The sequence below is a fragment of the Candidatus Edwardsbacteria bacterium genome, assembly GCA_031082425.1.
GTDB lineage: Bacteria > Edwardsbacteria > AC1 > AC1 > EtOH8 > UBA2226.
The window spans coordinates 22,878-44,875 of record JAVHLB010000011.1 but is presented as its reverse complement, the minus strand read 5'-3'; the positions used below and the strand labels follow the sequence as shown (position 1 = coordinate 44,875).

Below are 21,998 nucleotides of genomic sequence, written 5' to 3'. Positions count from 1 at the left end.
TACCTGGGGGTTTTCTGAGAACTGTCGGGGGAGCCGCTGTTCATATCCGGCCAAAGTCCTATTGTTATTTTTTAAGTTTTTTGAACAGATGTCCGGCATAGACCCCCAGGAAAGCCGGGATCAGGGCCAGCAGGGAGAAGAACAGGTTCTGCTTGAAAGCCGGCATCCGGTCGAACATCAGGACCGCCAGCTGCAGCAGAAATGGCCCGAACCCCAGCGAAAAAGCCAGGCTGCGGGGGTGCCGTTCGAAGAAATGTCCCAGAGCTGCCCCAGCCAGCAACACCAATAAGGCGGTCAATATCCAGCTGACCCGGAGCAGGTCCAGCCACCCGGCCAATAATCCCACGGCGGTGGCCATAAGATAGTCTTTGTTTTGTTGGAAATAATTACTCGGCATAACTCTCTTTTATAATTATATTTTTTCGGTATTTAGTTTGTACAAAAGCATTCCTGCAATGTCGTACCTATTACTTTCTTGTGACCAAGAAAGTAACCAAAGAAGTCCTGTCCGCCCAGTTGCGCGGACAGTAAGACCTGCGCCCCGGCATCCATTGAACCAGAACAAGCCTGATGCAAATGACACAATGACTGCTTTATCGGGCTGATGCTTACACCGCTCCACTTAAAGGCGGGGTCCCGGGTCGCATCAGCGCTGCTGTTTGGCAAAAGCTGCCGTAAAGAATGTTTTGCCTGCGAGTGCCCTGTTTCGTGGTCAAGACATTTAGGCAGACGGATATTAAAACTTCCAGGCAGCGGTGCAGCGACAGTTCTCTTTGTAGCTTTCTCTTCAAAGAGAAAGCGGTAAAAGAAGCCAAGCCTCAAAACGGTGTTTCTTCTCTTGCAACACTGCCATTTACAAATATTACATGCTATAAGCTGTATATCAATCTCATTTAGAGTCAAAATTATTAACCTAGCAGAATCAGAATCAGCGCCAGGCTCATCACCGTGAACAGTATGGCGGTGGCCAGTTTCACTCCGGCCACCGAGCGCTGGGCCCATCCGGCGATGGTCTTGGAGGACACCCCCCAGAAGGCGATGACGAAGGTGACTATCATCGGCACCTCGAACATCAGGTTGTACAACAGCAGATAGCCGTAGGCCTGGTATCTGGCCGAGGATATCTGGCTGACAAAGGCGATGGTGGGCAAATAGACCTGCCCGGTGCAGGCGAACTCCAGGACCGAGGTGATCAGCCCCGCCACAAAGGCACCTCCGATAAGCCCCCCGGCCCCCATTCGGTCGCGGATGACCTTGTGTATTCGCTGTTTGGTCTTGCTGGACAACTGAAGGTCCATTCCGGAGAGATCTCCCCGGCGGGCTTTCAAATAATCCCTGAAATTATAGAAGGCCAGGATGAACCCGGCGACCACCGCCAGCCAGTAAAGTATTTTGCTTAGCAGGGGAAGTGACTTGAGGGTCATCAGGAAAGACAGGCTCCCGATGCCGATCAGGAAGTACACCAGGAAGTCGGCCAGGGTGTAGGAGATGCCCACCGCCAGGATCTCCCATCTTTTGCGGCCCACAAAGGCCAGGTAGGAGATGAAGAACACCAGCACCGCCAGCGAGCAGGGGTTGATCCCGTCCAGCAGGCCCGCCCCCATCACCCCCAGCAGGCCGAAGGATTTGAAGCGCTGGAAGATGCTCTGGCCGGCCTGGGGGATATATTTTTTGGCCTCCTCCCAGGGGATCCGCTGGGTGCCTTTTGAATATTTGGTGATCAGGGCGGCCAGCGAGGCATCGTCTATCTGGGCGCTGATAAGGTGATCGTCCCCGATGTAAGCGATGGGTGCTAGCATCCTCTTATCTCCAGGGAGATCGTAGAGTATCCCCATGGCCTCGATGATCACCCGGTCGCCCTTGGCCTGCAGGTTGAATTTTCTGACCGCCAGTTTGGGATGTTGTTCCCGCAGGGCCCTCAGCATATACTCGGCCCGGCCGCATTTCTGGCAGCGTACATTGGAAACAAAGGCCAGATAAATGCTGTCGGTTGCTGTTTCTGATATTGTATTATTTTTGGATTGGTTTTCGGTTTCCGGTTTCCGATTTTCGGTTTTTTCTATATTCTTTCGGTTCAACTGCAGGCCCAGCAGGCCCTCCAATTCTTTTTCGATCTCCTCCACCCCGCCCAGGATCCGGCCGTTTATGACTACCGCCGGTATCTCATTGTTTTTATCGTTAAATAATCTTTCATAATCCAGCAGTAACTTGTATTCCCGGGAATCATCAACCCCGTGATACTGGATTTTCATTTGGCTGGAATATTGGCGGGCTATTTTTTTGAAAAGCCCATCCTCCAGCCTTTGGCAGTCGGGGCAGTCCGGGGCCACAAAGATATGAATGGCCGATCTTTCGATCTTGGCGCTGCTTACTGTGTCGCTATTATGATGGGAATAACCCGGCATTGGTCCTATAATTTTAGAAACTGCGGGATCGTCGGGCAGGTCGGAGGTTATTCCATAAAGCTTTGATTCCGATAACAGCCACTTGCCGTTCTTTCTGGTCAAAACCGCTCTGGTCAGCCGTTTGCCGCTGGAGCCCGATTCTACTATCGGCACGTTTCCGGTACGGTCCGCTTCATTCAATTCGGTCTGGCTGTGCCCGCCGATGATCAGCGACAGCTCCGGAAATTTTTGGGCGATCTCCGTTTCTTCATCGAATCCCAGGTGGGAGACCAGGAGGAACAGGTCAACCTTGCCCTTTAAACTGTCGATCAGGCCACGGAGCACCGGTTGGGGCGGAAGGATCTGTATGCCCGCCAGTTTTTCCTGGGGGTAATATAGCATGGTCTGGGGCGATATCAGCCCGATCACCGCAGCTTTTACCGCTGGTTTGCCTAAAGAGCAGATAAGGTAGGCTTCGGCCATCGGTCTGCCATTGTAAAGCAGATTGGCGGAAACAAAGGGAATGTCAAACCGGTCTTTCAATTGCAGGAAATAGTCGCCCCCCTTGGCCAGCTCCTGGTCGCCGACGGCCACCGCCTGGTACTTCATGGCCTGGTAGGCCGCCAAAACCAGCGAATCCGAGGGCCGGTCGGTGTTGATCCCGAAGATGTCCCCGGACTCCAGCAGCCAGTACGGTCCGCCGACGGCCAGCTTCTTTATCAGGGATGCCTGTTTGGCCAGTCCCCCCTTGGGCTCGCTGGGACAGCGGCAGGGGAATAGGTTCCCGTTGGTGGAATTGGTCTGGAATATCTGCAATTCCCGGGTTGTGGCATCGGAAAAAACATACCGCCCGGAGGATATGATCACCAGGATCGTTATTAAGAATATCTTTTTCATGGATACAAATACGGCGCCGCACAATCCAAAACCATGCGGCGCCCTTAAAGCCTCCGGTTACATTTTATCGGCCATCAATTTGGCCAGCTCGGCTATCCGGTGGGAGTATCCCCATTCGTTGTCATACCAGCTGACGATCTTGAAGAACCGCTTTTCACCCTTCAGATTGTTCTGCAGGGTGGCCAGGGAATCGTAGATGGACGAGCGCTGGTCGTGGATGAAATCGGTGGAGACCATCTCCTCATCGGCATAACCCAGATAGCCCTTGAGGTAGCTCTCGGAGGCCTTCTTCAGCAGGGCGTCTATGGCCTCGATGGAGGTCTCCTTCTCGGAACGGAAGGTCAGGTCCACCACCGAAACATCGGCCGTCGGCACCCGGAACGACATCCCGGTCATCTTCCCCTTGACCGCCGGGATGGCCTCGCCCACCGCCTTGGCGGCGCCGGTGGAGCTGGGGATGATGTTGATGGCGGCCGCTCTGCCCCCCCGCCAGTCCTTCTTGGATGGCCCGTCCACCGTCTTTTGGGTGGCGGTGTAGGAATGAATGGTGGTCATCAGGCCGGTCTCGATCCCGATCCCTTCTTTCATCAATACGTGAACCACCGGGGCCAGGCAGTTGGTGGTGCAGGAGGCATTGGAGACGATATTATGCTTGGCCGGGTCGTACTCCTTTTCGTTGACCCCCAGCACGATGGTCTTGACCTCGCCCTTTCCGGGGGCGGTGATCAGCACCTTCTTGGCCCCGGCCGCCAGGTGTCCCTGGGCCTTGTCGGAATGGGTGAACAGGCCGGTGGCCTCGATCACCAGCTCCACTCCCAGGTCCTTCCAGGGCAGCTGGGCGGGATCCTTGGTGGCCATGATGCATTTGATCTTGTGGCCGTTGACGATGATGACGTCATCCTCGGCCAGGGAGGGATCGCTCTTGGCGGTGGACACCTGGCCGGGGAATTTTCCGTGGACCGAATCGTATTTCAGCTGGTAGGCGAAATACTTGGCATCGGTGGAGACGTCCACCACCGCCACTATATCCAGCGGCTGGCCCAGTGTTTTCTGTTCCGCCATGGCGCTGATCACCAGACGGCCGATCCGGCCGAAACCGTTGATGCCGATTTTCACACCCATAGTAAACTCTCCTGTGTTTAAATTTTTATATTTGTTTGATGGCTTCATTAATGATGGCGATGATCCCCTGGCTGTTTATCCTGGCGGTGTTGATTATCAGGTGATATAATGCGGGATCGTTCCAGTCCCGCTGGTAGAAATCCTTGATGTAGGACGAACGGGCCCGGTCCTTTTTGTGGATCAGATCCCTGGCTTCCTTCTCCCCCACCGCCTGCTTCTCCATCACCCGCTTGATCCGGTAATCCAGGGGCGCCGCCAGCCGCAGGTGCAGACAGTCCGGTTTGTCGGACAGGAACACCTGACTCCCCCGGCCCACCAGCACCACCTTCCCCTTGCTGCAGAGATTATCCATCATGCTCTGGGTGAATTTGAGATATTGCTCGGCATCGAAGAAATCATATCCCGCCGGCAGCATCCCCGGCCCGGCCATCGGCATCTCGAACCCCAGTCCGGAGTACAGGGAGGGATTGGCCAGCAGCAGGCTGTTCAGGTGCTTGCTCATGGAATCGTAGCCCTCCTGGTCGAACTTCTCCACCTTCTCGGCCGTCACTTTGGCGTTCTGGGCCACCTTGACGATCATGGCCTTGTCCACCAGTTCATAGCCCAGCGCCCGGGCGATGTCCTGGGAAATCTGCTTGCCGCCGGCCCCGTGCTCTTTGGATATGGTGATCACCGGCATATGGCTCTCCTCAAAATTGATTTATGGGCTTTTAGGGGTATATATGATTTTAGATTCATCTGTTCTTCATCAGGACCCCGATCCCGCCGTTCTGGTCCAGTTCGGCCGATCCCTCCACGAATTCCACCTTGACCCCGTGCCTCAGGGCCAGGCCCACCATCTCCTCCTTCATATCCGGATCTTTGTCGATGGCCTTGCCGCCGCAATAAACGCATACCTTGGGTTTGCCCAGGGCTCCCAGCATCAGGCAGTCGGCGCACTGCCAGCCCTGCCCGGAGTATTTTTCCGAGATCACCAGGGTCTCGGCCCGGCCGTCCTGCAGGGCCGCCAGGATGGCCTTGGTGCCCAGCATGGCCCGGCCCCCCTTGCTTTTAGCCAGCACCACGGCCTCCCGGGCTATCCTCTGGGACTCCTGGTTCTCCAGGTCATGGAACAGCTTCAGCGATTCATCCAGCACCTTTTTGTTGGGGGATTTGATGTCGAATTTGGCGGTGGTGATCACCTTGTCCTTGAGGGCGGCCGGCAGCTGCCGGTTGATCTCGGCCAAAGTCCCGTTCTCCGCCGCCACCAGCAGATGGGCGGTATCGCCCTGGAAGAATCTCTGGGCCTCCCGGATGACGCTTTTTACGTGTTTGGCCCGGAGGTCCTTCAGGTGCCGCTGGTGTTTCTCGTCGGACAGGCCCAGCCGGCCCTTCCTGGTCTCGTAGCCCTTGGCCGAGATGTCGTCGGCGGCGGTGACTATGTCGGCCTCCTCCTCCAGGTTGCCCAGGTATATCTTCAGCATTCTGGCCTGCTTCTCGTCGCTGATGATCACGCCGTAAGGGTAATAATTGTCGGCCATCCTGGCCAGGGGATAGATGAACGGGACCCGGGACACTATCACCCGGTTGGCCATCGGCAGCACCGTCTGGAAGCTCTTGAATATTTTCTTGCTCTGGGAAATGAATAGAGCGGCCCCCTTGCTCTCCGGCTTCAGGTCCTCCTCCAGGTAACGGTTTATCTCCTTGACGTCCTTGGGAAAGCTTTCCGCTTCGGGGCTGTGGGGGTTTAAGCTCTTCTCGATCTCATTGAATTTCTTCTTGAGAAAAACGTTGTAATTCCTGCGCCCCTTGCCGTCCGGGGCGGCGTTGACATAGACGCTCAGCACGTAGCCCTCGCCGGGCTGCATCTTGGTAAGCTCGCGAAGTGATTTTTTGATATCGGTGCTCATGATGTTCACGCTCCTTTTTAGTTTACTGGTTGATTCAGATAGTCTAAAAGGACGTTAATTGTCGCCCAATATCATTCCTCCTTAAAATATATTGTTTTATTCAATGTATGTATCGGCCGGTTATCTCGATAGGCCCCGCCGTTGGCCGAGTGGCCGGCAATTCTATGCGGGGTAATAATTTGCAGTCCGGCCGTATCGAGGACCGGCGGGGCACTCGACAACCACCGATATTTCCAGTATTCTATGCCTTCCCGGCGCAGCCGAACAGCTTGACCTTGCCCTTGACCACCTGCTTGACCGCCTCCCGGGCCGGACCCAGGTACTTGCGGGGATCGAACTCCGAGGGGTTCTCGGCAAAAGCCTTACGGATGGCCCCGGTCATGGCGATCCTCAGGTCGGTGTCCACGTTGATCTTGCAGACCGCCATCTTGGCGGCCCGGGCCAGGAATTCCTCCGGCACCCCGCGGGTGCCCGGCAGTTTGCCGCCGTATTTGTTGCAGATATCCACCAGCTCGGCCGGAACCGAAGAGGCCCCGTGCAGCACTATGGGATATCCCGGCAGCAGGTTTTGGATCTTTTCTAGGCGCGGGAAGTCCAGGGTGGCCTCGCCCTTGAATTTGTATGCCCCGTGGGAGGTCCCGATGGAGATGGCCAGCGAATCGCATCCGGTCTGTTTGACGAATTCGACCACCTCGTCCGGGTCGGTGTACACCGCCTCCCGGGCCCCCGGCTCGTCGGAGGTGGAGGTCAGCTTGCCCAGCTCGGCCTCCACCGGCACCCCCTTGGCGTGGGCGTAGTCCACCACTTTTTTGGTGAGGGCCACGTTATCCTCGAAGGGGAAATGCGAGGCGTCGATCATGACGGATGAGAAGCCGCCGTCCACGCAGGCTTTACAGAGTTCGAAGCTGTCGCCGTGGTCCAGGTGCAGGGCCACCGGGATGTCGGTGGTCTCCATGGCCGCCTGGACCAGGTGGATCAGGTATTCCTGACGGGCGTATTTGCGGGCTCCGGCCGATACCTGCAGGATCAGCGGGGAACGCTCCTCGGTGCCGGCATCCACGATGGCCTGCAGCAGCTCCATGTTGTTGACGTTGAAGGCCCCGATGGCATAGCCGCCGTCATAGGCCTTTTTGAACATCTCGCGGGTTCCGACTAACGGCATGATATCCTCCTGCTATATGTTAAAGATTATAAAAACTTGTTTTACTTCAAAACAACCCACATAACTTTTCTTTTGACAATGTAGTCACGGGTGCGTTTTATAATATCATCAACTATCAGATTTGTTTTTTCTAGAGACCCGGAATCCATTGCTATTGTGATTATCACCAGACTTGCACCCCAAATGATACGCAACGCAGTATGTTTCCTCCCTATTACTTCCGCTGTCAAAATAGCTGCCGCCTCGAAGCACACGGTATATCCCTGACGATGGACCTGTCGGGTTCCTACTTGTCATTTTTTTATCGTATTTGCCACCATACCAATCAGCACACCATTCCCAGAGATTGCCCGCCATATCAAAACAACCGTAGGGCGATACGCCGCTGGAGAAACTACCAACTGGGGAAGTATTGGGATAATTATCCGCATTTTCGGAACTGTTACATTTGCTGGCGTCCCAAGTATTGCCCCAAGGATACATCCTGCCATCAGTTCCCCGGGCCGCTTTCTCCCATTCCGCTTCTGTTGGCAACCGCAAACCCGCCCATTTACAGTAGGCTTTGGCGTCATGCCAGCTTATGCCGGATACCGGATAATCGTCTCTATCATCCCATCCTTCTTGTTCAGGCATAGTCTGCCCTGTAGCATTGCAAAATATTTTATATTGGCCCACCGTCACTTCGTATTTACCGATGTAAAATGTATCCAAATATACTTTGTGTTCAGGCCTCGCGTATTTGCTTCCCATTAAAAACTCACCGGCTGGAATTTCTACAAGGATCGATCCGTCTTTTTCATTGCGGTATTCATTGCATCCCTGTTCATTTTTTTGCATTAAAGTCATCTTTGGGCTGTTGTTTTGTCCTGTGTTTGCCATAGAAGACGTTTGTGCCCTTATTCCTGAAAATTCAAAAGCGGCCTCTTTCATAGCATCTAGCAGATTAGATACGTTCCCAGTATATTTTCGCGAAAACGCCTGATCAATCACCCCTGTCTTAACATCCATAACCCGCAATTCCACTGCAAAGACGTTTCCCAGCTTGCCAATGGTGCCACCCACCATCTTTTGCACACCTAACAATTGTCCGGCTTCAACCAAACAGGCCCCTTGGTCGCAGGCCCCACTTTGCTGAAAGCCCTGCTCTTTCAATATTTCATCGCGTTTGCTTCTTTCCACGACCTTGAAAATACCAGCCGTCACAAACTCGTTCAACAGCTTATCGGTAAGCATCATCACTTCCTTACCGGAAAGCCCTTCGGTAACATTCAAGTCCATCACCGAGACGGTCAGCTTTTGGGCTTTGGCTGCAACACATGTTAGCAAAGTAATTAACAACACTAAAGCCATTTTCTTCATACTATTATCCCTTAAACTTTTTCAACCCTTTAAACAGTTTGAACCTCTTTATCCTTTTCAACTTTAAAACTTTTGTGGCTTTTACTCTTTCTCTTTTAACTCCTTCAGTCTCTCCGCCCCCAGCTTCTCCAGTTTGTCCCCCAGATTGCCGAATTCGGCCAGAAAATCCTTGAAGCTGTAGGAGTCCAAAAACAGCACGCTGCCGTCGGTTTTGGCCACCACGTTGGCGGTCCGGGGCACGTCGGTCAGCAGGGCGATCTCCCCGAAGGGATCGCCCTTCCTGAGGGTGGCCACCGGGGTCTTGTCGTCCTTGCCCATCACCTCCAGCTCGCCGTCCATCACGATGTAGAAGCACTGCCCCAGTTCGCCCCGCCGGATGACCATCTGCCCGGGCTTGATGTACAGCCTTTGCACCAGGCTTAACAGACGGATGATGGCCTCCGGCCCCAGCCCTGAAAAGACATCGGAGTCCCGCAGGACATCCAGGCCCTGCAGGATATTCAGAATGTCCTCGCCCTGCTCCAGCGCCAGGGTCATGGTACTGCGGTCGCAGACCTCGGCCGGCCCGAAATACTGGATCGGCCCGGGATAGATGTAGTCGTTGCCCTTGGCCCAGCCATCCCGCTGCCGGGCGAATTCCCTGAACGGTCCGCCGTTCAGGTTCACCAGGGCCTTCCTGATCACCGGAACATCCCTGCCCTGCCGCCGCTCCAGGTTCATCATCATGGTCAGGGGAATGCCGCCCGCCACCCAGTTGCCCGGAGGCTCGGCCAGATTGGCGATCTGGGCCATATAGCCGGTCTTGCCGCAGGTCGCCAGGGCCGCCGCGGCATAGCCCAGGCTGTAGCTGTAGTCGGCGTCGAAATTGGAGGGCGCGGCGCACCGCCCCTCGTAGCCGAAGAAATGGTTCTGGGGGCTGAATTTGCCGGAGAATTTTCCCTCGGCCCTCCATTCCCGCAGCAGGTCTCCCACCATGTCGATCAGCAGTTTCTCGGTCTCGATCCGGGACACCTGGACGTTGCCGTGGGGGTCGCGATCCTCCAATAATTGCCACTGGATCTCCTGGGGGATCGAAGCGAAAGCCTGGGCCGACTGGGCGGTCAGGTTCTTGTTGATGAACTGGTGCTTGTCCTCCGGGGTGGTCAGGACGTTGAAATAATCCTTGTGCTCGGCCATCAGGTCGTTGAGCTCGGCGATCAGCTTTTTGATCTCCGGGATGAATTCTATCAGCCCCTCGGGGATCACCACCACCCCGTAATCCATGCCGTTCCGGGAGCGGTCCCGGACCACCCCGGCGATGTATTCCACAATCTCCTTAAGCCGCTGGCCCTGCTCGGCCACCTCCTCGGAGATGATGGTGATGTTGGGATGGCATTGCAGGGCGCATTCCAGGGCGATATGCGAGGCCGCCCGGCCCATCACCCGGATGAAGTGCCAGTATTTCTTGGCCGACTGGTCGTCCCGCTGGATGTTGCCCAGCAGTTCGCAGTAGACCTTGGTGGCGGTGTCGAATCCGAAGGAGATCTCGACCTGCTTATTCTTCAGGTCGCCGTCGATGGTCTTGGGGCAGCCGACCACCTTTATATCGATGTCCTTCTGCAGAAAATACTCCGCCAGCATGGCGGCGTTGGTGTTGGAGTCGTCGCCGCCGATGATCACTATGGCCCCGATCCCGGCCGAGCGGCAGGTGGCGGCCGCCTGGTCGAACTGCGCCTGCTTCTCCAGTTTGGTGCGTCCCGAGCCGATGATATCGAACCCCCCGGTGTTGCGGTACTGGTCTATGATCTCTTCGGTCAGCAGCAGCTGCTTATTATCTATCAGCCCGCCGGGGCCCTCCAGAAAGCCGTAGAGCTGGCTCTGCTGGTTGAATTGCTTCAGGGCATCGAACAGCCCGGCGATGACATTGTGCCCGCCGGGGGCCTGCCCGCCGGAAAGCACCACCCCCACATTGACGGCCGGAAGTTCGGCCTTCCCGGTGGTCTCAAAGGTCAGTAAGGGAAGCCCGTAGGTCCTGGGAAATCTTTCGTTGACGGCTTTCTGGTCGGACTGCGGCTCCGCCTGCTCCCCCTCCCGCACTTTGACCGATGTCTCTTTCTGGATGAAAACCGGAGGCAGTTTGGGCTGGTAATTTGAGCGGTGTTTCTGCAGGATGGATATTTCTTTCATTGCTGACCCCTTATCAACTGTCAAATTTTAGTTTAGCACTACCTTACGGGCATGTCAACCGAAATCGGGCGTTTATTATCCGCCTGGATTCCCGTCGGCACGGGAATTACATAATGAACCCTTTGCGTTATCTGACCTCTCCCCTGCCCCTCTCCTAATGCATTAGGAGAGGGTAGGGTGAGGTCGTCACAGCGGGGCGGCGGCCGCGGTCATGGCCAGTATCCGCTTGGCGCCGGCCTTCATAAGAGATTGACCACAGGAGCCGATGGTGGCCCCGGTGGTCAATACATCATCAATCAGAATGATGGTCTTGTCTCTTATCTTCTCCGGAGATTTCACTTTGAATATTCCCTCGACATTGCGGAGTCTTTCCTCCTTGTTCAGGGTGGTCTGGGATCTGGTGTGCCGGGCCCTGAAAATTATGTCGTGATGAGCCGGAATCTTAAGAACCTTGCCCAGTTGGTCGGCCAGCAATTGTGCCTGGTTGTAGCCCCGCTCCCTTTTTCTGGCATTATGCAAGGGAACCGCCAAAACCATGTCGGCCTTTTTATATTTTTCCTCGCTGGCAGCAATATCGGCCATCATGGCCCCCAGCCGGCGGGATACGCTCTTGGCATCCGAATATTTGAGCCTATGAACGGCCTCGGACAGCGGGGCCTCGAAAGGCCCGATGGTCTTGATATCGCTGCAGGACCATTCGGGGATCAGACAATGCCGGCATAGGGATCCGGCTTCAGCCACCGGCTGGCCGCAGCGCTGGCACTGCCCGTCCTGCCATTTTTTGACCAAGGACCAGCAGCCCCGGCAGATCCCGCCCACCAGCCCTTCCGAGGTCCTCCGGTGACAGTGACTGCAAAAGGGAGGAAAGACGAAATCCGCCAGGCTGCCGAAAAAAGAACTTATATGCCGGTACATGGCATTCATCTTTATGGAAGACGATGACCGCTGGGTCGGAATTTAAAAGCTGAACTTGACCGCCAGCCGGGGCGAGAACTTCTCCACCGACTTAAAGTAGGCCGGAATGGTGTTGCCGGCATCATCCTGGGTGATCTTTTCGTAGGTCTTCAGGTAGGTCAGGTACAGCATCACATGGGAATACACCTGGTAGCCGCCCTCCACCGTCACCAGGGTGTTCTCGTTGTTGGTGAACAGATCCTTGCCAGAATTTATATGGGTCTGATCGTAGGCCGCCCGGATCTCCATCTTGTTGTTGGGGATCAATTTCGACAGGTCGGTGCCGAAATGCAGCATCCCGCTGTAGGGCACCTTGTGAATGGCCTGGTAGCTTCCCAGAATGGTCAGCTTGCCCACCAGGGTGGCTGCCAGCTCGCCGTAGGTCCCGTTGCGGGATTCTGTCATGGAATTAAGCACATAGCTTTTCCAGACCGGAATGGTGTCGAACAACTGATAGCGCTCCACCTCATAGAAACGATCGAAATACTGGGGCAGGTAGCGGGGGCCCAAAAATCTCTGCTCCAGCTTGGAGGACAATACCAGGATATCACCGGGAAATTTAAGATCGGCCGAGATGCCCACCACATTGCCGGAGCCGAAACTCTTGATCTTGGCAAAGTCGTAATACAGCTGGGTATAAAGCAGGCTGGTGTTGATGATCGGCAGGCCCAGATCGAATCCGAACACCGTTACCCCGTCGTCAGTCCCCGATCTCTGGTCGGGGTCCAGGTCGCTGGCTACCGTCGCGCCTACCTCGAAATTCTTGATGATCGGTATCCCGGTGGATTTAAGCGGCCGCACGTAGCCCCGGCCGCCGTAGATCTCGGCCCGCCCGAAGTTGGACACCACCGTTTCGAACCCGGCCCTGCCGAAGTCCAGGTCCAGTTCCATGCCTATCTTGCGGTCGGCATCGTTGACCTGGTTGCCGTAACGGTACATGATGGAGCCGTGCCCCAAAGTGGCGGCGTCCAGCGCCCCCAGCCGGATATAAAATACGTCATGCTTCTGCCCCCAGCGGGCATAACGGATGATACGCACCCAGCGGCTCTTGGGGGTCCAGTCCTCCTTGCGGATGCCGTCGTTGTTGAACAGCAGGTCCACATCCAGTCCCAGGCCGATCTTGGAGAACGAGAGCTCCGGAACCAGCTGGACCCGATAGTACAGGTCGCCGTCTATCATCACCACTCCCAGCCCGCCCATCATCTGGGCGGCAAAACCGCCGGTGGCAGCCGTCTGGTCGGCCGGTTCCTCGGTCTGGGCCAGGGCAAAAGATGCCGAAATAATCATTAAAACCGCCAAGAGAGCCGAGATCCTTTTAGCCATTTTGTTTCTCCTTAAATTATTGCTGTTTTATAGATTACAGAGTGTCTGCCTAACCTTTAAAATTATACTATTATGGGCCTGCTCTGTCAATCTAAAAGGGTAAAAAATTATACATTTTACGGGTCGCGATGTGGCGTAAAATATTGTCCTGTTGGCGTTTTTTTATAGGCCAACACAGGCCGTTTATTACCCAAAATAATAGAGCCGGGAGGTTACTCCCGGCTTAAGATGCTGATCCTCCTGCCCCCGCCAACAGCGGGGTACGGCGGACAGGCTCGGGACAGAGTTTCCGCCAGCCGCATCACTGTCCTGCCATCCGGCGGCGGATCAGCCGTCGCTTTGTAGTATATCATTACTGCCGGCTGGGAACTGCCAAAAACACAACCTATAAAAATCTGACTCATAAAAGAAAGCCGGGAGGTTACTCCCGGCTTAAGATGGTGCCACGGGACAGAGTTGAACTGCCGACACCCCCGACTTCATCGGGGTGCTCTACCATTTTCTATAAGAGCTTGAACAGCTTTGTGGCTTTTAAGCGATTTTAATTTTCTTTCCCGTATCCTGGCAGTGATTTTATCCGGCAATTCTTCTTTATAAACCAACACCAAAGGCCTTCTGTGCTTTGTGGCATCGACCCCGCCGGCGTTATGCTTGGCCAGGCGTTTCTCAATATCGGACGTGTTTCCGATATAAAATTTGCTGTCTTTTATGCTTAGCAAGATATAGACAAACCATTTCTCCACAACAACACCTGTAAAAGGAGCCGGGCTTAACGCCCGGCTTTATTATGGTGCCACGGGACAGAGTTGAACTGCCGACACGGGGATTTTCAGTCCCCTGCTCTACCACCTGAGCTACCGTGGCTTAACTATTGTTTTAAACTGCCGCCACCCCCGATTTCATCGGGGTGCTCCACGTCAGAAGCTACCGTGGCTTGGAATCCCTCAAAGAAAGTAATTATATCAGATATATAATTGAAAAGTCAAATAATTTTACTTTTTGGGCAGCTGGTTCCTGGTCTTCATGATATCGTCTATGATCCCGTATTCCCGGGCCTCGTCGGAGGACATCCAGAAGTTCCGGTCGGTGTCCTTGGATATCTTGTCCACCGGCTGGCCGGTATGATCGGCCAGGATCCGGTTCAGCTGCTCCCGGATCAGCAGGATCTCCTTGGCGTGGATCTCGATGTCGGCCGCCTGGCCCGAAACACCGCCCAGCGGCTGGTGGATCATCACCCTGGCGTTGGGCAGGGCGAAGCGCTTTCCCTTGGCACCGCTGGACAGCAGCAGGGCCCCCATGGAGGCGGCCATGCCCATGCAGATGGTCACCACGTCCGGCTTGATGTACTGGATGGTGTCGTAGATGGCCAGCCCCGAGGAGACCCCGCCGCCGGGAGAGTTGATATAGAGAAAGATGTCCTTCTCGGGGTCGTCGGCCTCCAGGAACAGCAACTGGGCTATGATCAGGTTGGAAACGACATCGTCCAGCGGGGTCCCGATGAAGATTATCCGCTCCTTCAACAGCCGGGAATATATGTCGTAGGCCCGCTCCCCCCTGCCGCTCTGCTCGATCACTATCGGTACTAAACTCATGGTTGCCTCCTGATATTTTATGATTGATCTGTTTTTCTATTGAACCTGCCCGGATTCCAGCTCCTGGCGCATCATCTCGGCCCACGAGGTGTTGGGATATTTCATGATCCCGGCCCGCCAGCACTCCAGGGCCGCCTTTTTCTGCTTGACCTGGTGGTAGTATATCCGGCCCATCCGGTGATAGGCGCTGGCCGCGGTGACCGTGTCGGAGGTGCTTTCGGCCAGTTTCTTCAAGGATTCAAGAGCCCTTTCGAAACGGCCCCGGAAGAGGGCCATCTCCACCAGCTCGGTCAGGGCCAGGTCTCCGGCCATGGTGCCGGGAGCCGAATCGGCCAGTTGGGCGAAAATCATTTCGGCCCGGTCCTGATCGTCCCGATATTTGAAGGCCATCGCCCGGCCCAGCAGCTCGACATCAGGGATTTTATCAGTTTTGGCCTGGGAAATCAATAGTATCCTGGCCAGGGCATCATTGGCGTAAGATCCTTCGGGTTCGGCCCGGGCCGCCTGCCCGTAATATTTCAGGGCCTCATCGGCTTGATTTTGGGCCAGTTTTATCTCACCCAGCATATAATAGGCCCGCTGTTTTACCCCGGGCGGGTATTTCCCCTCAGCCAGTCCGGCGTATTTATACCCGGCCTGCTCCCAATCGCCCTGAGCCATCAGGCACAGGCCTAAGGTGAATTCGCCCTCGATCTTCAGCGAATCGGGCCAGTATTTTTTCTGATCGTCTATCAGAGCCAGGGCCCGGCGGGGGTCGTTCCTGTGTCTCAGCCAGAGACTGGCCAGTTCCAGCTGGGCCTGGGGTACCTTTTTGCCGGATAATGAGGTCAACATATTTTCGGCCCTTTGATGATCGCCTTTGGCCAGATATAATCCGGACAGTTTCATCTCCCAAAAGATGCTGTCGGACCTCTGCCCCTCCAAATATTCGGCAATGACCGAAATGACCGAGGAAACATCCTGGCCGGGCCGGGCCGTCAGCTGGCCGACCGCCATTCGCAGGCGTTTTTCTTCCTTTATTTTCTTGTAATAATGCCAGGCCCTTTGATGATCGCCGGATTTCCGGAAAAGCTCTCCCAGCAGCCATCTCCCGTCGTCAGTTTCGGCATTCACCTCGTTCTCGGCCAGAAGGGCGATGGCCTTGTATCCGGTCTGCAGGGAGAGCTCCTCGAATTTTCCCAGAGCCCTCCCCGGCTGTTGTTTCATGGTCCAAGCAAATTCCCTAACTGCCTCCCGGTATTTCAACTGCTGTTGGTAGATCTCCCCCAGCTCGTAAGCAAAAAGCTCCTTTTCTTTCCGAGCCTTCCGGCCCCACAGATAGAGGGCCTCGGCCTGGTTGGCGGCCTCCGCCTGCTGCAATATTCGTCCGGCCTGCCGGACCATTTCCTGGTCGGGCTTGTCGCCCAGCGACAATTTGAATTGCTCCAAAGCCGCCTCCCGCTTGCCATCCCTCAGGCAGGCCACCGCCTGCTGCCAAATTGATCGGTCGAAGCGTTGGGGCTTCTGTCCCTGGGCCGCAAAGATGGCCAGGCAGAGCGCCGGCACTATCAGCAGATTTAATTGTATTTTCATTGTCCCAGCGATCTGAAGTACTCCTCCAATATTTCCTTATATTCCAGGGGGTAATATTCCTGCCGCCAGTTCTTCCAGGCCGGCAGGCCCTGCGGGGTCCATTTCCCTTTATCCGTCCTGGGCGGGCGATAACTGTCCACCGGCCGGCGGCCGCTTTCCGACCGGCGCTGCTTGGAGAAATCCCTCTCCTTAAGGGACTGCTGGGCGTCCAGCATCCGGGTCAGTATCCTCTCCTGCCTCTCGATGGTCTGGCGGCTGACCTGTTGTTTCTTGAGGTCCTCTATCACCTGTTTCATCTCCTCCACCAGGTCGTCCATTCTCCCGGTCTTGTCCCGCCGGCCGCCGTATTTTTGGTTGAACTCCTCCATGCCCTGGCGGACCGCCTCCTGCCTGGCTGCCATCCGGGACATCTGGCTGCGGGCCTGCTGGGAAAGCTGTCCCCCGCCCTCCTGGGGCAGGGGCAGCATCGAGCTGGTGCCGTCATTTATCGATTGCTGCTGGCCGGAGAGACCGGCCAGGTCCTGCATCATGTCGCCGGAGCCGCCGCCCTGGCCGCTGGATGATTCCATCAGGCTGATGGCGGCCCCGTTGAGGGCGGCCAGGGCCTTCTGGCCGCCCTTTTGGGCCTGGTCCCCGCGTCCCTCCGAATGGGCCTGGGCGGCCTGGTCCATCTGTCTGGAGGCCTCCTGCATCATCTGCTGGGAGCGGGGCGAAAGCAGCAGGTTGTTCCGGGCCATGTTGTCCAGCTCCTGCCTGATTCGTTCGGCCTGACGCCGGATTATCTGCTGCTGGTTGGCCAGATCGTTCCGGTCGGCCGCCGCATCGGTTCCGCTCTGGTTCAGGCTTTCCTGCTGGCGGGAAAGGTCCAGCAGGTCCCGGACCCTTTGCCGGACGGCCTGGGCCGCCGCCTTACTTTTGGCCTGCCGCATGCTGCTGCGGGCGCTCTGCATCCCGGCAGAGATCATCGAGAGCTCCGACAGCACCTGTTTCTGCAGGTCGGCCGCCTGTGAATTTTCATTCCGGGACAGCGATTGAGAGGCTTTCTCCATTTTTCGCCCGGTCTGCTTCTGCTGCAGGCGATCGGCGCTTTCGCTCAGCTTCTGCGAGGCCTCCCGGTTGGGCTCCCTGAGCTCCCTGGCCAGCTCCTGCATCTCGCCGGAGATCTTCTTGAGGTCCTCCGCCAGTCCTTTCTGTTCGGCCGACAGCCTTTGGTTGAGGTTGTCGTTCGGACGGCCTTCGGTTTTCTCCTTCAGGTCCTTCTGCCGTTGGGTCAGATCCTGCAGCTGGCGGTCCAGCTTCTCCATCTGCCGTTCCTGCTGCAGCTCCTTCAAAAGCTCCAGGGTCTGGTCGAGCTGGCGCTTGAAGTCCTCCTGGGATAGTTTGAGGTTGTCCAAGGCCCGGCTGACCTCCTGCTTGTCCAGCTTGTCCAGGGCCTGCCTCAGCCGTTCCATGTCCTGCCGCATTTTATCGGTGGCCACCTGGTCGAACAGCTCCCTCAGCTGGGCCAGCTTCTCCATGGTCTCCTGGTCGAAGCTCCACTTGTTCTCCCGCTGGGCCAGATCTTGGGCCGCCTGTTCCATGGCCTTCTCCAGCTGATCCGCCAGCTCCTGCTGTCTTTCCAGCACCTGTTCGGCCGCCGCCTGCTGCTGCCAGTCGATCTTCCTGGCCTCCTTCAGGCTCTGGGCCAGTTTGTCGATCTCCTGGTTCAATTGGCTGCGGGATTTCTCGGTCTGTCCGATCTCTTCCATTACGGCAGAATCAGTTTGAGCCAGCGACCGGTAGATGTCCTCGATGGTGGGGACCCGGATAATCTGGACCCGGCTGCGTCCCATCTTGGCCCCGGATACCGCATCGTTGTCCAGGGCCTCCAGCCAGTAGGCCACCGAATCGCCCGGCAGGACGTCCAGCCGCCCGACATCCCAGACATATTCCACCGCGGCCTCCACCGGGCATTTCTGCCAGCGGCTGATATCCTGGTGTTGTTCCCGATCGCGGCTGAGATAGCCCAGCCTTACGGCCGAAAGGCCGAGATCATCGCCGGCCAAACCCGTTAATGACACCTTCATGTTCTCGCCCAGCAGGATCTCGCCCTCCGGGGAGGTGATCTCGATCACCGGCGGCTCATCCTCCAGGCAGGTTATTCTATATTCCGCCGGGTTGACAAAGGTGTCGCCCTGGGCGGTGCGGCCCCACAGGCGGTAATTTTCGCCTTTGCCGACATAAAAGCTTGCCGACAACTGCCGGCCCTCGGTTATCGCCACATCCTTCTGTCCGCTCCGGTCAAAGGTCAGCCCGGCCTCCTCCAGCGGCAAGGTGGAAACGGCACTTATATCCACCCGGGAACCCCTGATGGCGGTGATATCCCCCTGGTTCTCCGTCTGCCGGACCTGAAAGCCGGTGTATCTGGGGGGTGTTATCTTGATCCTGATGTCCGACAGCAACAGCGGAGTGTAGCAGTCTATCCGGTAAAACCGGCTCTGCCGGCGCCCCAGCACTATGCGGTAGGCAAGTGAAGAGTCGATCGCTTTTATCCCGGCCTCCAGCTTACCATTGGTGATGGTCATGGGAGCCGAGCCGTTGGAGGCTCCCCGCCACTCCACCCTGCCCGATGTTCGACCCGGATTGGCGACGTCGACCATAATTTCGCTTCCCCTGGCCACCCGGGCATCTCCGGGGTTTATTTCGATCCCCTCCCAATTGCCAATGACCCCATCGGGATGAATAAATCGCTCCAGGCTGATGCCAAGCTCCGCCGGTTTGATCAGACTGATGAGCGCCAGCGATATTAAAATATATACCGCAGGCTTGCCGAAAGGCAAAGCCCTGACGGGGAATATACCCCCGCCCTGGATCCCTTTCAGCCTCTCCCCTGCCCTTTCAATGAGGTCGTCTATCAACTGAGCCGAATAGTTTTCCCGACTCTCCGGCTCCAGTCCGAACTGAACCGCAGTGGAGATCTCCTGTTTAAGGGCCGGGATGGCTTTTTCTATTTTGTAAGATATCTTCCGGTGATCCACCGGGCGGAGCCCTAAGTACAGGAGATATATCGCCAGAATCGGCAAGGCCAGCACAGTGGCAAATGATAAAATAAGTCTGACCGATGATGGCAGGACAAGGATCCAGTCGGCCAGATGCAGCAGCAACAGCCAGCCCATAGCAAGATAAATTACCTTGATCAGGACGTTGGCAATATCTGTTGCTTTCTTACGGCGGTGAAAATTCGTCAGCAGTGATCTGAATGATTTATTTTCCTGATTAAAATCCATTTTTAATCAACCATTTATTATGGATTGGTAACGGCATACCACAGGATGTTTATCCCCATCCTGATGGCCTGCTCCCGCACCTCCGGCGGGTCGTTATGGGCGTTGGTCCAGCCGTCGGAGATATTGGTATTGAAGCTGTAGAACAGCACCAGCCGCTCCTGGGAATATACGCCGTAGCCCACCGGCCGGCCCTTTTCGTGCTCGTGGATATTGGGCAGCCCGCCGCTGAAGTCGTAATAGCAGTTATAGATGGGATGGGTGAAGGGCAGTTCCTGCAAGGAACATTCCGGCAGGACCCTTTTCATCTCCCGGCGAAAGGTGGTGTCCATGCCGTAATCGTCGTCGGCATAGATGAAGCCCCCGGATTCGATGTATCGCCGGAGCCGTTTGACCTCCCGCTCGGTGAATTTTATCCCGCCGTGCCCGGTGATGAACAGAAAGGGGTGCGAGAACAGCTGGTCGTCGTCGGCCGAAATATTGTATTTTTCGGGATCCACCTCCTGCCCGGTGCGGGCGGAATATTCCTTCAGCAAATTGGTCTCCTCGTCGGGATCGTTGTACCAATCCCCGCCCCCGCCGTATTTGAGCCGGGCAATGTCTATCCCCCCGGCCAGACAGGCGTTAATGCCGGCAAAGACGGCAATCAGAGCTATGATCGCAAAGATTCTTTTCATAATGTAATTTTACTCTCAGGGTTGAATAAATGCAAGACATAAATAAAAAGCCTGCCGTTTATGACGGCAGGCGGTCAACTTAAATAAAGGTCAGAACCCCCGGTGTTTCAGCATCTCGAAGCTTATCTTGCGCTGGGCCAGCCCGTCGTAGGAGAACAGCACGATATCGTTGATCCCGGACTTACGCAGCGCCCGGATCTTCTCCATCAGCCCGTCCATGCTGTCCCGCCAGGCGCCCAGACCCACGTAGACCTGCCCCTGCCCCTTGTAGGCCGCGGCCTTTCGGGCCAGTCGCACCACGGTCTCGGTGTTGGCCGAATAATCCATCAGCACCACGAAATCGGCCCAGCGGTTCTCCAGCCAGGCCGGCCAGTCCTGGCCGAACGACAGCCGGGCCTCGTCGGGGTCCGGCTTTACCGCCGCCGACAGCTGAACCCAGGGGTTGAACTTGAGGATGTCGAACTTCAGCTGGGCCACCAGGTCGGATATCTGGTACATCCGCCACTGCTGCCAGGTGGCCCAATACGGCTCCAGTGCCCGGTTCCCGTCCAGCAGGGCGAAGGGATCCACCTTATATTGATTGTAGAAGCTGGTGCGGCTGGAGAGGTCGTAGGAATAGTTGATGCTGCCGTATCGGACATAGTCCAGGTGAATGCCGTCCACGTCGTATTTGAAAAGGATCTCCCTTACCAGCTCCCGCAGGTAGGTCTTCACCTCCGGGCTGGAGGGCGAAAGGTAGACGCCTTCGAGATTTCTCTGACCCAGTTCCTTTTGTGAATAATCCTTTAAACTCCGGCCCTGGGGGTCGGCGGCAAACCAACCGTCGTCCTTGTAGTAGGCGTGGCGCCCGTCCCGGGGCCTGCGGTCCGAGGACCAGACGAAATAGACATTGATCCAGGCGTGGATCTTGATCCCCCTGGCCTTGCATTCCTTGACCATCAGGGCCAGCGGGTCGAAATTTTTGGTCACGCAGTCGGCGGTGGGCGCCAGCTTGGAGTCGTAGTAGGCCTCGCCCCGGGCGTAGAACTGCACGAACAGGTGGTTGACCCCGGCCTGATGGGCCTGGGCCACTATCTTCTTGACGTTCTGGGGCGAGGTCAGCGAATAGCGCACCACCCACATGCCCTTGACCTGGGCCAGGGCCGGGGCCGACAGTAGCAGCAGGAAAAGGCCGGATATAAGCGACCTATGGAATATTGTTTTACTCATTCAGGGTTAATGATACCCGAAAAAACAAAAAGGCGCAAGGTGAAAATCACCCTGCGCCGGGAAGCCGGGTATTCCCAGCGGGACCTGCAGGCCGAGACCGGCATCTCCCAACGGGTGATCGCCTACTATGAAAAAAATAGCCAGCGGCCGCCGACACACCTATTGCCGGTGTTAGCCAAAGCTCTGGGCGTTACTGCCGATCAATTTTTGGGAATGGAAAAGACTGAACGTACGCCTAAAACCCGTGACAACAGGCTTTACCGCCGTTTAAGCCAGTTGGAGAAGCTGCCTGCCAAGGAGCGCAAGCAGATCGTCCAGCTATTAGACACCTTTCTGGAAAAGGAAAAGCTCAGAGTAGGCCAGTTAAAACAGGCAGGCCGTTAAAAGTAAAAGCCCGGCTAACAGCCGGGCCTAAATAACCACACCACA

At 56.2% G+C, this 21,998-nt stretch carries 18 protein-coding genes, 1 tRNA gene and 1 pseudogene; 1 reads left to right on the top strand and 19 read right to left on the bottom strand.

What is annotated here, in order from left to right:
• Nucleotides 1-64: 64 nt before the first annotated feature.
• The 19 genes and pseudogenes from RDU76_10445 to RDU76_10355 form a co-directional block, all read right to left on the bottom strand.
• Nucleotides 65-397 carry a hypothetical protein gene (locus tag RDU76_10445; GenBank protein MDQ7799340.1) on the bottom strand — a complete coding sequence of 111 codons (333 nt, stop codon included), beginning with the start codon at nt 395-397 and terminating at the stop codon, nt 65-67.
• 32 nt (nt 398-429) lie between these two features.
• A complete protein-coding gene (locus tag RDU76_10440) occupies nt 430-822 on the bottom strand; it encodes a hypothetical protein (GenBank protein MDQ7799339.1) in 393 nt (130 codons plus the stop codon).
• An 86-nt stretch (nt 823-908) separates the two neighbouring features.
• Nucleotides 909-3,281 (bottom strand): hypothetical protein, encoded by a 2,373-nt coding sequence (locus tag RDU76_10435; protein ID MDQ7799338.1) that lies wholly within the window; start codon nt 3,279-3,281, stop codon nt 909-911.
• A gap of 57 nt (nt 3,282-3,338) precedes the next feature.
• Entirely contained in the window at nt 3,339-4,403 is a 1,065-nt protein-coding gene (gene gap / locus RDU76_10430) for a type I glyceraldehyde-3-phosphate dehydrogenase (GenBank protein MDQ7799337.1), read from the bottom strand.
• A gap of 25 nt (nt 4,404-4,428) precedes the next feature.
• Nucleotides 4,429-5,082, bottom strand: a complete 654-nt coding sequence (locus RDU76_10425; protein MDQ7799336.1) for a cytidylate kinase-like family protein — start codon at nt 5,080-5,082, stop codon at nt 4,429-4,431.
• Nucleotides 5,083-5,137: 55 nt separating this feature from the next.
• On the bottom strand, nt 5,138-6,292 hold the full coding sequence (locus tag RDU76_10420) for a hypothetical protein (GenBank protein MDQ7799335.1): 1,155 nt from the start codon (nt 6,290-6,292) through the stop codon (nt 5,138-5,140).
• Between the two features lie 241 nt (nt 6,293-6,533).
• Nucleotides 6,534-7,454, bottom strand: coding sequence for a class II fructose-1,6-bisphosphate aldolase (gene fba / locus RDU76_10415; protein MDQ7799334.1), 921 nt, complete (start codon nt 7,452-7,454; stop codon nt 6,534-6,536).
• 108 nt (nt 7,455-7,562) lie between these two features.
• Nucleotides 7,563-8,813 (bottom strand): SUMF1/EgtB/PvdO family nonheme iron enzyme, encoded by a 1,251-nt coding sequence (locus tag RDU76_10410; protein MDQ7799333.1) that lies wholly within the window; start codon nt 8,811-8,813, stop codon nt 7,563-7,565.
• A gap of 81 nt (nt 8,814-8,894) precedes the next feature.
• The gene (locus RDU76_10405) at nt 8,895-9,350 is read right to left on the bottom strand and encodes a cyclic nucleotide-binding domain-containing protein (GenBank protein ID MDQ7799332.1); all 456 of its coding nucleotides are present in this window, start codon (nt 9,348-9,350) and stop codon (nt 8,895-8,897) included.
• Nucleotides 9,324-10,979 (bottom strand): annotated as a pseudogene (locus RDU76_10400) (diphosphate--fructose-6-phosphate 1-phosphotransferase). Before RDU76_10400 ends, RDU76_10405 begins: the two are co-directional and overlap by 27 nt.
• Before the next feature lie 186 nt (nt 10,980-11,165).
• Nucleotides 11,166-11,894 carry a ComF family protein gene (locus tag RDU76_10395; protein MDQ7799331.1) on the bottom strand — a complete coding sequence of 243 codons (729 nt, stop codon included), beginning with the start codon at nt 11,892-11,894 and terminating at the stop codon, nt 11,166-11,168.
• Nucleotides 11,895-11,936: 42 nt separating this feature from the next.
• Entirely contained in the window at nt 11,937-13,256 is a 1,320-nt protein-coding gene (locus RDU76_10390; GenBank protein MDQ7799330.1) for a hypothetical protein, read from the bottom strand.
• Between the two features lie 479 nt (nt 13,257-13,735).
• Complete coding sequence (locus tag RDU76_10385; protein MDQ7799329.1) at nt 13,736-13,999, bottom strand: GIY-YIG nuclease family protein; 264 nt, start codon at nt 13,997-13,999, stop codon at nt 13,736-13,738.
• Nucleotides 14,000-14,044: 45 nt separating this feature from the next.
• Nucleotides 14,045-14,120: transfer RNA gene (locus RDU76_10380), tRNA-Phe, on the bottom strand.
• A gap of 128 nt (nt 14,121-14,248) precedes the next feature.
• Complete coding sequence (gene clpP, locus RDU76_10375; GenBank protein MDQ7799328.1) at nt 14,249-14,848, bottom strand: ATP-dependent Clp endopeptidase proteolytic subunit ClpP; 600 nt, start codon at nt 14,846-14,848, stop codon at nt 14,249-14,251.
• A gap of 36 nt (nt 14,849-14,884) precedes the next feature.
• On the bottom strand, nt 14,885-16,420 hold the full coding sequence (locus RDU76_10370; protein MDQ7799327.1) for a tetratricopeptide repeat protein: 1,536 nt from the start codon (nt 16,418-16,420) through the stop codon (nt 14,885-14,887).
• A complete protein-coding gene (locus tag RDU76_10365) occupies nt 16,417-19,686 on the bottom strand; it encodes a DUF4175 family protein (GenBank protein MDQ7799326.1) in 3,270 nt (1,089 codons plus the stop codon). Before RDU76_10365 ends, RDU76_10370 begins: the two co-directional genes overlap by 4 nt.
• A gap of 17 nt (nt 19,687-19,703) precedes the next feature.
• Nucleotides 19,704-20,360, bottom strand: coding sequence for a DUF4159 domain-containing protein (locus RDU76_10360; GenBank protein ID MDQ7799325.1), 657 nt, complete (start codon nt 20,358-20,360; stop codon nt 19,704-19,706).
• Between the two features lie 90 nt (nt 20,361-20,450).
• Nucleotides 20,451-21,569, bottom strand: coding sequence for a family 10 glycosylhydrolase (locus RDU76_10355; protein ID MDQ7799324.1), 1,119 nt, complete (start codon nt 21,567-21,569; stop codon nt 20,451-20,453).
• A gap of 9 nt (nt 21,570-21,578) precedes the next feature.
• Between RDU76_10355 and RDU76_10350 the strand changes: the two genes are divergently transcribed.
• Entirely contained in the window at nt 21,579-21,953 is a 375-nt protein-coding gene (locus RDU76_10350; GenBank protein ID MDQ7799323.1) for a helix-turn-helix transcriptional regulator, read from the top strand.
• Nucleotides 21,954-21,998: the final 45 nt, after the last annotated feature.

Excerpts from the sequence above, each read along its gene's own strand:
- RDU76_10445 (MDQ7799340.1), bottom strand. The coding sequence starts at position 397 with ATGCCGAGTAATTATTTCCAACAAAACAAAGACTATCTTATGGCCACC.
- RDU76_10435 (MDQ7799338.1), bottom strand. The coding sequence starts at position 3,281 with ATGAAAAAGATATTCTTAATAACGATCCTGGTGATCATATCCTCCGGG.
- gap (MDQ7799337.1), bottom strand. The coding sequence starts at position 4,403 with ATGGGTGTGAAAATCGGCATCAACGGTTTCGGCCGGATCGGCCGTCTG.
- RDU76_10425 (MDQ7799336.1), bottom strand. The coding sequence starts at position 5,082 with ATGCCGGTGATCACCATATCCAAAGAGCACGGGGCCGGCGGCAAGCAG.
- RDU76_10420 (MDQ7799335.1), bottom strand. The coding sequence starts at position 6,292 with ATGAGCACCGATATCAAAAAATCACTTCGCGAGCTTACCAAGATGCAG.
- fba (MDQ7799334.1), bottom strand. The coding sequence starts at position 7,454 with ATGCCGTTAGTCGGAACCCGCGAGATGTTCAAAAAGGCCTATGACGGC.
- RDU76_10410 (MDQ7799333.1), bottom strand. The coding sequence starts at position 8,813 with ATGAAGAAAATGGCTTTAGTGTTGTTAATTACTTTGCTAACATGTGTT.
- RDU76_10405 (MDQ7799332.1), bottom strand. The coding sequence starts at position 9,350 with ATGACCCTGGCGCTGGAGCAGGGCGAGGACATTCTGAATATCCTGCAG.
- RDU76_10395 (MDQ7799331.1), bottom strand. The coding sequence starts at position 11,894 with ATGTACCGGCATATAAGTTCTTTTTTCGGCAGCCTGGCGGATTTCGTC.
- RDU76_10390 (MDQ7799330.1), bottom strand. The coding sequence starts at position 13,256 with ATGGCTAAAAGGATCTCGGCTCTCTTGGCGGTTTTAATGATTATTTCG.
- clpP (MDQ7799328.1), bottom strand. The coding sequence starts at position 14,848 with ATGAGTTTAGTACCGATAGTGATCGAGCAGAGCGGCAGGGGGGAGCGG.
- RDU76_10370 (MDQ7799327.1), bottom strand. The coding sequence starts at position 16,420 with ATGAAAATACAATTAAATCTGCTGATAGTGCCGGCGCTCTGCCTGGCC.
- RDU76_10365 (MDQ7799326.1), bottom strand. The coding sequence starts at position 19,686 with ATGGATTTTAATCAGGAAAATAAATCATTCAGATCACTGCTGACGAAT.
- RDU76_10360 (MDQ7799325.1), bottom strand. The coding sequence starts at position 20,360 with ATGAAAAGAATCTTTGCGATCATAGCTCTGATTGCCGTCTTTGCCGGC.
- RDU76_10355 (MDQ7799324.1), bottom strand. The coding sequence starts at position 21,569 with ATGAGTAAAACAATATTCCATAGGTCGCTTATATCCGGCCTTTTCCTG.
- RDU76_10350 (MDQ7799323.1), top strand. The coding sequence starts at position 21,579 with ATGATACCCGAAAAAACAAAAAGGCGCAAGGTGAAAATCACCCTGCGC.